The organism is Flavobacterium sp. AJR, assembly GCF_002156885.1.
Taxonomy (GTDB): Bacteria; Bacteroidota; Bacteroidia; order Flavobacteriales; family Flavobacteriaceae; genus Flavobacterium.
This window is the reverse complement of the sequence record NZ_NCWQ01000005.1, coordinates 97,317-110,963: the sequence shown is the minus strand read 5'-3', so window position 1 is coordinate 110,963 and position 13,647 is coordinate 97,317. Positions and strand designations below refer to the sequence as shown.

At 32.7% G+C, this 13,647-nt stretch carries 12 protein-coding genes; 3 read left to right on the top strand and 9 right to left on the bottom strand.

Features of this window, described 5'->3' with window-relative positions:
- Positions 1-54: 54 nt before the first annotated feature.
- Complete coding sequence (locus tag B8T70_RS02595; RefSeq protein ID WP_052250002.1) at positions 55-582, bottom strand: hypothetical protein; 528 nt, start codon at positions 580-582, stop codon at positions 55-57.
- 99 nt (positions 583-681) lie between these two features.
- On the opposite strand from B8T70_RS02595, the gene B8T70_RS02590 reads away from it, so the two are divergent.
- The 3 genes from B8T70_RS02590 (at position 682) to B8T70_RS02575 (ending at position 4,196) form a co-directional block, all read left to right on the top strand.
- A complete protein-coding gene (locus B8T70_RS02590) occupies positions 682-1,662 on the top strand; it encodes a succinylglutamate desuccinylase/aspartoacylase family protein (protein WP_086893805.1) in 981 nt (326 codons plus the stop codon).
- The gene (locus tag B8T70_RS02585; protein WP_165763179.1) at positions 1,652-2,218 is read left to right on the top strand and encodes a 5-formyltetrahydrofolate cyclo-ligase; all 567 of its coding nucleotides are present in this window, start codon (positions 1,652-1,654) and stop codon (positions 2,216-2,218) included. Before B8T70_RS02590 ends, B8T70_RS02585 begins: the two co-directional genes overlap by 11 nt.
- A 430-nt stretch (positions 2,219-2,648) precedes the next feature.
- The gene (locus tag B8T70_RS02575; RefSeq protein ID WP_086893803.1) at positions 2,649-4,196 is read left to right on the top strand and encodes a VWA domain-containing protein; all 1,548 of its coding nucleotides are present in this window, start codon (positions 2,649-2,651) and stop codon (positions 4,194-4,196) included.
- Positions 4,197-4,280: 84 nt separating this feature from the next.
- Here the strand turns inward: B8T70_RS02575 and B8T70_RS02570 are convergent, their stop codons facing one another.
- The 8 genes from B8T70_RS02570 to B8T70_RS02535 all read right to left on the bottom strand — a co-directional run bounded on the left by B8T70_RS02570 (position 4,281) and on the right by B8T70_RS02535 (position 13,637).
- Positions 4,281-5,030, bottom strand: a complete 750-nt coding sequence (locus B8T70_RS02570) for a tetratricopeptide repeat protein (RefSeq protein ID WP_039113164.1) — start codon at positions 5,028-5,030, stop codon at positions 4,281-4,283.
- Positions 5,031-5,126: 96 nt separating this feature from the next.
- On the bottom strand, positions 5,127-6,881 hold the full coding sequence (locus B8T70_RS02565) for a BatD family protein (RefSeq protein WP_086893802.1): 1,755 nt from the start codon (positions 6,879-6,881) through the stop codon (positions 5,127-5,129).
- Between the two features lie 103 nt (positions 6,882-6,984).
- A complete protein-coding gene (locus B8T70_RS02560) occupies positions 6,985-7,764 on the bottom strand; it encodes a tetratricopeptide repeat protein (protein WP_086893801.1) in 780 nt (259 codons plus the stop codon).
- 48 nt (positions 7,765-7,812) lie between these two features.
- Positions 7,813-8,847 (bottom strand): VWA domain-containing protein, encoded by a 1,035-nt coding sequence (locus B8T70_RS02555; RefSeq protein WP_035617650.1) that lies wholly within the window; start codon positions 8,845-8,847, stop codon positions 7,813-7,815.
- Between the two features lie 50 nt (positions 8,848-8,897).
- Positions 8,898-9,899 (bottom strand): VWA domain-containing protein, encoded by a 1,002-nt coding sequence (locus tag B8T70_RS02550; protein WP_039113160.1) that lies wholly within the window; start codon positions 9,897-9,899, stop codon positions 8,898-8,900.
- On the bottom strand, positions 9,899-11,530 hold the full coding sequence (locus B8T70_RS02545) for a hypothetical protein (RefSeq protein ID WP_086893800.1): 1,632 nt from the start codon (positions 11,528-11,530) through the stop codon (positions 9,899-9,901). The genes B8T70_RS02550 and B8T70_RS02545 overlap by 1 nt, the downstream gene beginning before the upstream one ends.
- A 156-nt stretch (positions 11,531-11,686) precedes the next feature.
- Positions 11,687-12,550: a DUF58 domain-containing protein gene (locus B8T70_RS02540; RefSeq protein WP_086893799.1), complete on the bottom strand. Its 864-nt coding sequence runs from the start codon at positions 12,548-12,550 to the stop codon at positions 11,687-11,689.
- A gap of 82 nt (positions 12,551-12,632) precedes the next feature.
- Complete coding sequence (locus tag B8T70_RS02535) at positions 12,633-13,637, bottom strand: MoxR family ATPase (protein ID WP_086893798.1); 1,005 nt, start codon at positions 13,635-13,637, stop codon at positions 12,633-12,635.
- Positions 13,638-13,647 lie beyond the last annotated feature (10 nt).

Below are 13,647 nucleotides of genomic sequence, written 5' to 3'. Positions count from 1 at the left end.
AAAAAAAGAGCCCGTTTTTTTATAGAAAACGGGCTCTTTTTTTATTTGGAATTTTTATTTAATTGTAAAGTATTCGGTTTGTAGTAAATGCGTTCTTTCATCAAATGAGAAGTCTACATATTTTGCATCGTCTTTTTTAATAGAAACCTCTAAACTGCTTCTTCCGATTTCTTTTTTATCGGCATCAAAAGCTTTTAAAACTAGATTTCCTTTAAAATCTTTTTTAGCAATTAAGTAAATTGTTACTTTCTTTTGTTTATCAGTATCTGCTCCGTATATTTTTTCGGCTTTGCATTCCTCAAAGTTTGCTTTAAAAGTGGGTTCAGAAATCACTTTAGAGGTGTTGATGCTTTCGCTCATTCCTGAATTTATTCCTTTTATAACATCTCCAATTCCTTTAGATGCGCTTTTGGCGGCGTCTTTTCCTTGTTCTTGGAGTGCTTTTCCTGCACCTTCTATTAATTTAGATTTTACAGCAACTGCTTCGTTTCCGTCAGCTTCTGCTTCTTTCATTTTCTCTTCTTTACTCATACAGGAAACCAGAAGGGTTAATGCGCCAAATAAAACTGCTATTTTTTTCATTTTAAATTTTGATGTGGTTAGTTGGTTAAGATTATAAGTGTTAAAGTCAAAGATATAAATTTAAAATATAATTTCTATATTTAGCTTTTATTATTGAATATGAGAAATAGTAAACCATTGGTGATTTTTGGGGAATCCATTTTACCAGGTGAAAGCAAAACCGTTAACGTCGAAATTGCTCGACTGCACACTACAACCAAATTAAACATTCCTGTTATTGTAAGACGTTCGAAGATTGAAGGGCCTGTTGTACTTTTTTCGGCAGGGATTCATGGTGACGAAATTAATGGTGTCGAAATCGTACGTCAGATAATAAGCAAGAGAATTAATCGTCCGCAAAAAGGAACTATCATTTGTATTCCGGTTATAAATATGTACGGTTTTGTAAATAAAGCGCGTGAGTTTCCTGATGGGCGTGATTTAAACCGAGTTTTTCCAGGAAGTAAAAAAGGCTCTTTAGCAAGCCGTTTTGCTTATCATATTGTTACCGATGTTTTGCCAATTGTAGATTATGCTGTCGATTTTCATGCCGGTGGAGCAAGCCGTTTTAATGCACCGCAGATTAGACTCTCTGAGAATAATCATGACTTAAAGGTTCTTGCAGATGTATTTAACGCACCATTTACTTTGTATTCTAAAAATATTTCGGGTTCGTTTAGGAGTATTAGCGAAAAATTAAAAGTAAAAATGTTGCTTTTTGAAGGCGGAAAGTCATTAGATATTAATCATGAAATTGCTAATATTGGTATTGATGGAGTAAAGCGTTTGCTAGCTTATTTAGGAATGTTAGATTCTAATCATATTGTTGCAACGCCTGAAGAACCGTCTATTTATATCGAAAAATCGGTATGGCTTCGAGCTAAATGCTCAGGGTTACTACATGACTACAATACAATTGGAAAGTTTGTTAAGAAAGGAACTATTCTGGCAATTATTACCGATCCTTTTGGTAAGTTTGAAAGAAAAGTAAAAGCACCGCATGATGGGTATATTATTAATGCAAACCATTCGCCAATTGTGTACGAAGGGGATGCTATTTATCATATGTCCAAAAACAATCTAGAAGAAGATGATAACTAAAAAAGAATTGCGCTTACAAAAAAAAGGGTTGAGGAAACAACTTACGGAGACTGATATTGACGAATTGAGTTTGGTTATTGCCAATAAAGTACTTTCATTACCAATTTGGGAGAAAACTTATTTTCATGTTTTTTTACCAATAGTAGAACATAAGGAAGTAAATACGGAGTTTATTTTGCATTTACTTGCTGGAAAAGACAAAGAAATTGTAATTTCTAAAAGTGATTTTGAGACCCGAGAAATGACTCATTTCTTGCTTACTGATAATACTAAAATAAAGAAGAACGAGTATAATATTCCTGAACCGATAGATGGTCTGGAAGTTCCGTCGAGTAAAATTGATGTTGTTTTTGTTCCTCTTTTAGCGTTTGATACTTCTGGAAATAGAGTAGGATATGGAAAAGGATTCTACGATAAGTTTTTATCTGAATGTAAACCAGAAACAATTAAAATAGGTTTATCTTTCTTTGAGGCTGAAACCGAAATTACAGATGTTTTTGAAGGGGATATAAAACTTGATTATTGTGTTACGCCTGAGAAGGTATATGAGTTCTAGGTTTTGGGTTTTTACCGCAAAGTTTATTTTGGGTCTTTTTACCGCAAAGTTCGCTAAGAAATTAGGTTTAGTTTGTGGTGTATTAAGGTTCGCAAAGTTTCTCCGTTTGTTTTTTTTTACCACAAAGTTCGCTAAGAAATTAGGTTTAGTTTGTGGTGAATTAAGGTTTGCAAAGTTTCTCTGTTTGTTTTTTTACCGCAAAGCTTCGCTAAGAGATTATATCTAGTTTGTGTTGAATTAAGGTTTGCAAAGTTTAAGAAAACAACATTCAATTTTAAATCGTTTATTTTCATTTGTAGAAAAAATTTAAAAAAATTTTGGCATTGAATTTGAATTGGCTCAAATCGCAGATAATTTTAACTAGTACATCCGGAATGCTAGCCATTATTTGAAAGAAAAACCAATTTACTAATTCTTAAAATTTATTTAAATGAAAAATAAACATTTTTATTTGATGGCATTCCTTGTTCTTGTTTTATTTAGTTGTTGTAAAAAACGTGAGTATAGCGATGAGGCTGCGGCGGCTGATGATGTAGTAGTTTATGATACGGAAATTCCCGAAAACATACTTCCAGATTCTAATACCGAAAGTTATGTTGGCCTTGAAGAAAATCCTTTTGAATCTCCTATAAAATCACCACTTTCTACTTTTTCTATTGATGTTGATAACGCATCTTATACCAATATCAGGCGTTTTATTAACAACGGACAAAAGGTTCCTCAAGATGCCGTTCGTGTTGAAGAAATGATGAATTTCTTTAAGTATAAATACCCACAACCAGAAGGACAAAATCCATTTTCGATTAATACAGAATTAAGCGATAGTCCTTGGAATAAAAACAGTCAATTACTAAAAATTGGTTTGCAAGGAAAAGATATTCCAATGACGAATTTACCAGCATCAAATCTTGTTTTTTTAATAGATGTTTCTGGATCTATGAGTGATGATAATAAGCTTCCGCTATTAAAAGAATCTATGAAGATTTTAGTAAAAGAACTCCGTAGTCAAGATAAAGTTTCGATTGTAGTTTATGCTGGTTCGGCGGGAGTGGTATTAACGCCAACTTCTGGAGACAATAAAGAAGAGATTTTAGACGCTTTTGATAATTTAAGTGCGGGCGGAAGTACAGCAGGAGGTGAAGGAATCGAATTGGCTTATAAATTGGCACAACAAAATTTTATTAAGGAAGGAAATAACAGAATTGTTATCGCTACTGACGGAGATTTTAATGTTGGAGCTTCTTCTGACATGGATATGGAAAAACTAATTGAAGAAAAAAGAAAATCGGGTGTTTATTTAACTGTTCTTGGATTTGGAATGGGGAATATTAAAGACAGTAAGATGGAAATTTTGGCAGATAAAGGAAATGGAAATTACGCTTATATTGATAACATTCAGGAAGCGAATCGATTTTTAGGAAAAGAATTTAAAGGTTCAATGTTTGCCATTGCAAAAGATGTAAAAATTCAGATAGAATTTAATCCTAAGCATGTTCAGGCTTATCGATTAATTGGGTATGAGAATCGCAAATTGAAGCCTGAAGATTTTAAAAATGATGCAATTGATGCTGGAGAATTAGGAAGTGGTCATACCGTTACGGCATTGTATGAAATTATTCCGACAGGTGTTGAAAGTGATTATATTCCTTCTGATTTAAAATATACAAAAGTAAAATCGGACAATTCGAATTATAATGATGAGCTTGCAACTATTAAATTTAGATACAAAAAACCAGATGGTGATAAAAGTATAGAAATGGTAAGTACTATTGATAATAAGAAAGTCTCTTTGGATAGTAGTTCTTCGGATTTTAAATTTACAACGGCAGTTGCCTGGTTTGGATTAAAATTAAGAGATTCCAAACTTATTGCGAATAGTTCTAGCACTGATATAAAAAAATTAGCAAAATCAGGATTAGCAAATGATGATGAAGGTTATAAAGCCGAATTTATACGATTGGTAGATGCTGTAAATTAGATAGATGTAGCAAACAAAAGAAAATCCCCAATTCAATATTATATAAAATTGAATTGGGGATTTTTATTTTTTAAAACAAATGAATTATTTCACCTCTTTAACAGCCGAGGATTCTATCCAACCTTCAGTTCCATCGGTTAATTCTATTTTTTTCCAGTTTTGTAATGACTGTTTTACGTATACTTTTGCTCCTTCGTGAAGGGTGAAAATTGGAGAACCAGCTTTTTGAGGTTCGCTACGTACTTCGGCAATTTCTGCAAATACTATGGCAGGTCTTTCGTTATCAAAATGACTTTTTTCTAAAAACCCTGCTGTTAAGCTTACCAATAAAGCAAGTAATATCAAAAACATTCCGATAAAATAAACTCTTTTAGAACGTGTAAGTTGCGAAAAATAGTATCCGATAAAGCAAAGCAAGAATGCCGATGCTATCCCTACAGAAATCCATGCCCAAGTGTTGTAATGATATATTCCGGTAAAGTTTCGGATGAGTTTTGCAAAACCCACTTTAGGAACTTCTTTTATTTCGTCGATTGTTAGTTTTTTAGCAAATTTTAAATTGTTTAGAGCCTCTGGATGATTAGGGTTTAATACCAAAGCTTTTTCGTAATTGTATATTGCTGGAGCTACTTTATTTAGTTTGTAATAGCAATTACCTAAATTATAATATAATTCAGCCGATTGTTTTTTATCAACTTTTATAACGTTTTCATACTCTTGTACTGCTTGCTCGTATTTTGATTCTTGGTATAAAGCATTCGCTTTATCAAAGCTATTTTGAGCAAAGAAAATTTGGGATAATAATAAGAATAGGTATAAAAGAATATTTTTCATTTTATTGATATGTAATAAGAGTTTCAACTTTGCGAACCTTAATTCAGCGTAAGCTAAATTTAATTTCTTAGCGAACTTGTATGGTTAGAAACTATATTAAACAATTTGTTTTTCTAATTCTGAAATTATCAATACAGCTTTATCAAAATCTTGCTGAATAGAAGCGCTAGATGCTGGTGCATATCGTGCAAACTCACAGTTTTCGGTTAGGCTAATGAAATTTTTAACCGATTCTGGATTTGCTTTTCGAGACAATAAAAGCTCTGTGATATTATCTTTGCTCATTTCTGAAGTTTCGATATGTAATTTGGCTTTCAGAAAATTATGCATTGCTTTTTCAAGCGCAATATAAAACGGCTCTTTGTTATTGATTTGTTTTTTAGCTTCAGATAAATATTTCTTAGCCAGTTTATTGTTCATTTTAATTCTGTTTCCAGTAATGTCACCATCAATAGCTTCTTTTTTCTTCTTAACTAAAACTATAATTGGTAAAATCAGGAATGGTAAAAACAATAGGGCATAAAACAAGTTTGATCCATAAAAATCATCGTTTACGACAGAGGTAAAATTGCTTTTTAGCTTAATATACTTGAACTGTTCTGTAGCCGATATTTTGTTTTTTGCAGTTGGGCTAGAAGCCACATTTGCGTCTGATGGCGTTGGACCATCAAGAACATTCACCATGATTTCTGGAGAAGTAACTGTTTTGTAACTTCCTGTATTTAAATCAAAATACGAGAACTGCATTGGTTTTATGGCATAATTCCCTTTGTATTGTGGTATAATGGTATAGGTGTCTGATATTTTTCCAGACATTCCGCTAAGTGTTGTGTTTACCTTCTCGTCATGTACAGGGTCGTACATTTCTAGCGCATTTGGTACAACTGGTTTAGGCAGGGTAAATAATTTCATATTTCCGCTACCAGCAGCACTAACAACTAACTCCAGGCTTTCTCCGTTTTTTAACGTAGTTTTAGATGGTGTTACTTTAAAGTCAAATCGACCTACAGCGCCCGAAAATCCTTCTGGTTTGCTAGATTCTGGAAGTGCTTTTACATTGATAGTTTTAGCACCTGCCGATACGCGTTTGTTGCCATCGGTAACTACAACCTGACCAAACATATTTCTTCGGTTAGTAGGTAATTGCACATCGATATCTAACGCTAAAGGTTCAATCACTAATTTACCAGATTTTTGTGGATATAATACCGTTTTTCTAAGTACTACGTAACGATATTTTTCGCCTTTAAACATACCTTCTTCAGCAACAAGTTGTTTAATATCGATATTCTGACTCCAGAAATCATTGTATTTTGGTTTGTCTAATTCTCTCCAATTTGTGATACCGATATTATAACTGAAATACAATTTGTAAACAACTGTAATTGGTTCGTTTATATATGGGTTTGTCTTAGATATATCGGCAACTAGATATAAATTATCATCGGCAGATATTTGTTGTGGATCATTTGGATCTCTTTCTTGTGCTACTGCGGCAGTAACATTTATTTTTATAGGAGATGTTTTGTAAACCTGACCATTATATTCTATTGCAGCTTGTCTTATAACAAGGCTTCCTTTTTGGTTTGGTAATAAGAAATAGGAATACACTTTCTCGAATGAACTTCTTCCGTTTACCCATGACTGACTTACTTGCTGACTTGGTCCAGCAACAATTCTAAAACCTTCAAATGTGGGCTGAACAAAGTTATCGCCATCAACATTCATAATGAAGTCAATTCGAACTCTTTCGTTTAAACCAAGCGTAGTTTTGCTTACTCTGGCCTCAAATTGAACTTGAGCCATAAGCCCTTGGAAACTTAATAGTAATAGAATTAAATATCTTTTCATTACCTGTTTAATCGTTTTTTTTAAATCGTTTAACTGTTTAATCGTTTAACCATTAATTGTCTATCAAATAAACAAACTAACAGCTAAACGATTCAACTTTATTTTACCAGTCTTTTTCAGTTTTTCTAGGAGTACCTTTTACTTTTTGACCGTTTACTTTATCCTGTATTTTCTTTTCTTCGTTATTTACTGCATCAAGAAGATTTTGTAAACGTTCTTTTGAGATTCCACCTGGAGTAGGTTTTGGCTCTCCTTTGTTATCCTCTTTCTTAGGGTCGCCTTTATCGTCTTTTCCGTCTTTTTTATCTTTATCAGGATCTCCCTTGTCATCTTTTTTATCCTTGTCCTTATTGTCTCCTTTGTCGTCCTTTTTGTCTTTATTATTGTCCTTCTTGTCGTCTTTTTTATCCTTGTCCTTATCTTTATTCTTGTCTTTGTTTTTATCGTTTTTAGGAGGATTTTCTTTTAGCATTTTCTTTGCCAATGCATAGTTGTAACGTGTTTCTTCATCTGTAGGATCGTTACGTAATGCATTTTTATATGCTTCGACAGCTTGTCCATAATCTTTCTCTTTCATAAAAACATTACCTAGATTGTGGAATGCTTTGTGTTTTTGAGATGGTGTCTTAGCATTCTTTAATGCTTTTACGTAAGCAAATTTAGCTTCGCTAGCCTGGTTTTGCTTATAAATAGCATTTCCTAAGTTATAAGGTGCAACGGTACGATTTGGGAATTTAGATTGCGAGATTCTATAATCAGCTTCGGCATCTACAAATTTATTCTGTTTATATTCTTCATTAGCTTTAGGCAACGCTTTGTCCTTTTCTTGAGCTGAAATAGCCAAAGAAAGCGTTAATAAAATATATAGAAGTAAATTTTTCATTCTAATTTTTTTGTTTTTTTGTTTCAAAAGATAACTGTATTGAAACAATTATTTTGTTTCGTTAAATAAATTCAACTCTTTAATCCAATTTGTTTTTCTTTCTAATAAGAAAAGATCTATGAACAATAATGCAAAAGCAATACCAATAAACCATTGGAATTGAGACTGAAAATCCGCCATTTGCGTAGCTTCAAATTCTGTTTTCTGAATATTATCTAAAGCATTTTTCACATAATCCAAAACTTCTTTGGTATTACTGCCATAAACATAACCACCTTTGGTCGCTTTTGCAATAGCTTTTAATCCTTCTTGATTTAATTTTGTTATAACGACTTCATTATTATTGTCTCTCTGGAAACTCTCGACAACACCATTTCTTTTTAATGGAATTGTGGCTCCTTTTTCGGTTCCGATACCAATAGTAATGATTTTCATTCCTAGTTTATTGGCTTCTTCTGCAGCAGCTTCGGCACCTTCAGAGTGATCTTCTCCATCTGAGATTAAAATCAGTAGTTTGCTTGTTTTGCTTTTTTCGTCAAAATAAGTTGCCGATAATTTTATGGCTTCGTCTAGTGATGTTCCTTGTGATGAAACCATATCTGGACTCATACTTTGCAAGAACATTTTGGCAACGCTATAATCTGTTGTAATTGGTAAAACCGGGAAAGCACTACCTGCATAGGCAACGATTCCTATTCGGTCGTTTCCTAATTGATTGATAATTTGCGAAACGAGTTGTTTACTTTTTTCTAAACGGCTAGGGGCAACGTCTTCGGCAAGCATACTTTTAGAAACGTCTACTGCAAACACAATATCAATTCCTTCACGTTTTACAGTTTCCATTTTTGTTCCAATTTTCGGATTAACCAATCCTAAAATTAATGCAGCTAAAGCTAAAAGGATAACTCCTAATTTTAAAAATGGTTTAAAAACAGAATGCTCTGGAGTTAGTTTTTTTACTAAATCCAAATCTCCAAATTCGCGTTGTTTTTTTCTTTTCCAATACATATTGAAAAGAAAAATGCACACCAAAATTGGAAGCAATATAAGAAGGTATAAATATTTTTTTTCGTCTAATTCCATTTTAAATTTTAGATTTCTGAGTTTAGATTTTAGATTTTTTTAATCCAAAATCAAATAAAACTCCTGTAAACAGTATTTCGTAATCCGATTTCCAATAATAGCAATAAACCAGCTAATATCACAAAAGGTCTGTATTTTTCGTCGTAATCATAGAATTTTAATTCTTCGATTTCGGTTGTTTCCAGTTTATTAATCTCATTATAGATAGAAGCTAATTTTTCATTACTTGTAGCTCTAAAATATTTTCCGCCAGTTTTGTTTGCAATGGTTTTCATCATTTGCTCATCAATTTCTACTTTCATCATTCTGAACAAAAATTGACCATTTGGAGCAATTGCATAAGGAAATTCGGCCATTCCGTTAGTTCCTATACCAATTGTATATACTTTAATACCGTATTGTTTTGCGATGTCTGCTGCAGTATCAGGCTCAATAAATCCAGCATTATTAACACCATCGGTCATTAATATAATAACTTTACTTTTGGCTTTACTGTCTTTAAGTCTGTTTACGGCAGTTGCCAATCCCATTCCTATTCCCGTTCCGTCTACTAGAACATTGTCATATTTTATACTTTTAATAGCCTCAAGGATAATTGCTTTATCGCTAGTTACAGGTGTTTTTGTATAAGCTTCAGATGCGTATAAAACAAGTCCAATTCTGTCGTTTGGTCTTTCGCTAACAAAGTCGGCAGCCAATTTTTTAAGCGCTTGCATACGATCTGGTTTTAAATCTCGTGCAAGCATACTACCAGAAACGTCTATTGCCATTACAATATCAATTCCTTTTGTTGTTTTTGTTTTATTACTTACATCTACCGTTCTAGGTCTTGCTAGTGCAATTATCAAAGAGCTTAAAGCTAAAATCCTAAATACACCCAAAAATGGTTTTAGTTTTGCTAATAATGATTCTGAAGATTTAAAACCTTGCAGTGAACTCATTTTTAATGTTGCCGATTGCTGATTTCTTTTCCAGAATAACCAAGCAATTGCAATGGGAATCAAAAGAAACAACCAGAAAAACTCAGGGTTTAAAAAAGTTATTTTATCCATTAATTAGTTGCTTTTTTTAGTTCTACAGAGTTTAATATGCGGTCTGCAATATCATTGGCATAAGTATCTCCTTCTTCGTGAAAAATCATTATTTGTTGTAATCCGCCTTCTTGGCTAAATAAAAGGATTTCGTAATACATCTTGGTACTCGATTTGGTTCCTTCATCTATACTAGAGAAAGTTCCGTAACCTTTAACTCCACGAATTCCTTCTTTTGTTTCGAAATCTTCTTGTTTTACAATCATATTTCGTGCTCCTTGTGCTTCGATAGTTTTTATGGTAACTTCTAGTGATTTTGATAAATCGATTTGAGTTTCTTCTTTATATTTTAAAGTAGAGATCATCAATGAGAAATTATCTACCAAGCTTCCGTATCCAAAAGATTGCATTTCTTTAATCAATGCTAATCCTTCTTTAGGGAACATTTTGGTTAAATCCATTCTTTTTAAAACTTTTGGAGTTTCAATCAGGATACCAGGATTTCCGTATTCGCTTTTTACCCATTCTCCTTCTAATAGTTCTTTAGATGGATGTCCGATAATATTATCTTTTACATAAGTAAAACCTTTGGTCGCGATAAAATAACTGGTTACAAGAATAATCAAAAACAATACAGTTGCTACTGATAAAGCAATACGTTTGTTGCGTTTTTTAAGTAACTGAAGTTTTATTTGTTTTTGTCTTTGTGCTTCGTTTAATAAAGTATCTTCCTCAACAACTACTTCTACAGGTATTGCGCTGTCTAGGGTAAGGATTGCTTTTTGAATCTTATTTCTGTCTTCAGTAATTTCAAAATCTAAAGGTTTAGATTTTGCAAATTTCACTAAATCGGCTTGTTTTAATACACGCTCTAAGTTCTCGACAGTTTCTGGCGTTAAAGCCATTTTTTTCTTTACCGAAGCTGCTCTAATTCCTTGTATTAACTCAGATGTAGTGCTTTCCATTGCTGGAATTTCGATTGCTTCCTCGATATAATTTCTAGCAATATCGGTCAATTCGCTATAATAAGCTTTGATTTCACCTTTTTGCCAAAGTTCTTTTTTCTCTAGTGTGTTAAGCAAACTTGTTGCTTTTTCGATAGGAGTTTTATAAACTTCTTCTTCAATTTTCTTTTGTTGTCTTTTTTTTATAAACCAATATACTAAAGCACCAATTCCTAAAATTAAAGCTAGAATCAAAAGGTATTTCCACCAATCTCCAATTCCATCTTCAACTTTGGTTATATCTTTAATGTCATACATTTTTTGTTGTAATGTATCTACCTTTACATTTGCAACTTCTACTCGGATAGAATCGGATAAATACGATTTTTTATCAATAATAATTGGGATGCTAGGAATAGTATATCTTCCAGAATCAAATTGAGTTAACCCATATTTTTTAATCAATTCATAGCGGTCATTTTTCTTGACAGTATCAATTGGATATGATTTAATTACCTCAAGAGGTCCGATGTTTTTAAGTTTAGGAAAAACAACTTTCGACTTAGAATCGACAGAAGTTTTAATTGTTAACTTAAACTCAGCTCCAATTTTATTTTTAGTAGTATCTATGCTAGTCTCAATTTGTTTTTGTTGTCCAAAAACAGTTGCAGATAGCAAGAATAAAAATATGTAAAGTTTTAATTTCATTTGATTTTTTTGATTCAGATTTTGGTCTAAAACGGATGCTTAAAAATGGAACGATGTTGATACAGATTTAAGCGGATTTTATTTTTATTTTTTTCTTCAGATTATATTTAAAAATCTAATTTTCTAACAATCTAAGAAGTCTAATAATCTAATTCTTTATCTCGATTTAAAATAGCCTAATAATTTAGTTACATAACTTTCGTCTACACGAGTATTTACAACACCAGCGCCTGATTTGCTAAAAGTTTCTTTAAAATAAGCTACTTTACTATGGTAATGTTTTTCGTAATTTGCGCGTATTGTTTTGGAACCGGTATTGATTAATTGTGTTTTACCTGTTTCGGCATCAAGCATTGAAACCATTCCGATATTAGGTATTTTTTCTTCTCGAATATCATATACTCGAACACCTGTAATATCATGTTTTTTGGATGCAATTTTTAAGGTATGCTCATAATCATCAGACATGAAATCGGAGATTACAAAAACGATAGCTTTCTTTTTTTGTGTACCCGATAAGAACTTTAATGCTTGTGCAATATCGGTTTTATGACTTTTAGGTTCAAATTCGATTAATTCGCGGATAATACGTAATACGTGCGATCTTCCTTTTTTAGGCGGAATATACAATTCGACTGTATCCGAGAATAATATTAAACCAATTTTATCATTATTTTGGGTTGCCGAAAAAGCCATTGTAGCTGCAATTTCGGTTACAATATCTTTTTTAAACTGATTTTTAGAACCAAAACTTTCAGAGCCCGAAATATCCACCATAAGAACCATGGTAAGTTCACGTTCTTCTTCAAAAACTTTTACGTGAGCTTCATTATAGCGTGCGGTTACATTCCAATCGATAGCACGTATATCATCACCATATTGGTACTGACGCACCTCGCTAAAAGTCATACCACGACCTTTAAATGAAGAGTGATATTCTCCCGAAAAGATATGATTACTCAATCTTTTGGTTTTGATTTCTATTTTACGTACTTTTTTTAATAGGTCTTTTGTATCCATTTTTAATTTGTTTAAAGTTTAAGAGTTTAAGGTTTCAAGTTTGATATGCAACAGTTTGAAACTTTAAACATTAAACAAATTTTTAAGGTACTTCAATCTCGTTTACAATTTTATTGATGATGTCTACAGAAGTGATGTTCTCAGCCTCCGCTTCGTAAGTAATACCTACTCTGTGACGTAATACATCATGAACAACTGCACGAACATCTTCTGGGATTACATATCCACGACGTTTAATAAAAGCATAACATTTTGCGGCATTGGCTAAGTTGATACTTCCACGTGGAGATGCTCCAAAACTGATAAGTGGTTTTAAATCTGCTAATTTATATTTTTCAGGGTAACGCGTTGCGAAAATAATATCAAGAATGTATTTCTCTATTTTTTCATCCATATAAACTTCACGAACAGCTTCTTGTGCACGTAAAATTTGCTCAACAGAAACAACAGGATTTACTTTCTCATAACTTCCTTTTAAATTCTGGCGAATAACAAGACGTTCTTCGTCCATTTTTGGATAGTCAATTACGGTTTTAAGCATAAAACGGTCAACTTGAGCTTCTGGAAGTTGGTATGTTCCTTCTTGCTCAACAGGGTTTTGTGTTGCAAGTACTAAAAATGGGCGATCTAGTTTAAAAGTAGTGTCACCAATAGTTACTTGTTTTTCTTGCATCGCCTCCAAAAGTGCTGATTGTACTTTGGCTGGAGCACGGTTAATCTCATCGGCAAGAACGAAATTGGCAAAAATTGGTCCTTTTTTGATGGAAAATTCATTTTGCTTAATGTTGTATATCATCGTACCAACAACATCGGCAGGTAATAAATCGGGTGTAAATTGGATACGGCTAAACGAACCTTGTACTGCTTGGGACAGTGTATTTATCGCTAATGTTTTGGCTAATCCAGGAACACCTTCTAATAAAATATGGCCCTGACCTAATAGTCCGATTAATAAACGTTCGACCATATGTTTCTGGCCCACAATAACTTTGTTCATCTCCATTGTGAGAAGGTCTATAAAAGCACTTTCTCTTTCAATTTTTTCATTGATCGCTCTAATGTCTAAAGTCGTTGTATTTTCTTCCATATAAATATTT

Bases quoted from the DNA above. Each gene is read 5' to 3' on its own strand.
- B8T70_RS02540 (WP_086893799.1), bottom strand. From the start codon at position 12,550: ATGGATACAAAAGACCTATTAAAAAAAGTACGTAAAATAGAAATCAAA.
- B8T70_RS02545 (WP_086893800.1), bottom strand. From the start codon at position 11,530: ATGAAATTAAAACTTTACATATTTTTATTCTTGCTATCTGCAACTGTT.
- B8T70_RS02590 (WP_086893805.1), top strand. From the start codon at position 682: ATGAGAAATAGTAAACCATTGGTGATTTTTGGGGAATCCATTTTACCA.
- B8T70_RS02595 (WP_052250002.1), bottom strand. From the start codon at position 582: ATGAAAAAAATAGCAGTTTTATTTGGCGCATTAACCCTTCTGGTTTCC.
- B8T70_RS02550 (WP_039113160.1), bottom strand. From the start codon at position 9,899: ATGGATAAAATAACTTTTTTAAACCCTGAGTTTTTCTGGTTGTTTCTT.
- B8T70_RS02585 (WP_165763179.1), top strand. From the start codon at position 1,652: ATGATAACTAAAAAAGAATTGCGCTTACAAAAAAAAGGGTTGAGGAAA.
- B8T70_RS02565 (WP_086893802.1), bottom strand. From the start codon at position 6,881: ATGAAAAGATATTTAATTCTATTACTATTAAGTTTCCAAGGGCTTATG.
- B8T70_RS02560 (WP_086893801.1), bottom strand. From the start codon at position 7,764: ATGAAAAATTTACTTCTATATATTTTATTAACGCTTTCTTTGGCTATT.
- B8T70_RS02575 (WP_086893803.1), top strand. From the start codon at position 2,649: ATGAAAAATAAACATTTTTATTTGATGGCATTCCTTGTTCTTGTTTTA.
- B8T70_RS02555 (WP_035617650.1), bottom strand. From the start codon at position 8,847: ATGGAATTAGACGAAAAAAAATATTTATACCTTCTTATATTGCTTCCA.
- B8T70_RS02535 (WP_086893798.1), bottom strand. From the start codon at position 13,637: ATGGAAGAAAATACAACGACTTTAGACATTAGAGCGATCAATGAAAAA.
- B8T70_RS02570 (WP_039113164.1), bottom strand. From the start codon at position 5,030: ATGAAAAATATTCTTTTATACCTATTCTTATTATTATCCCAAATTTTC.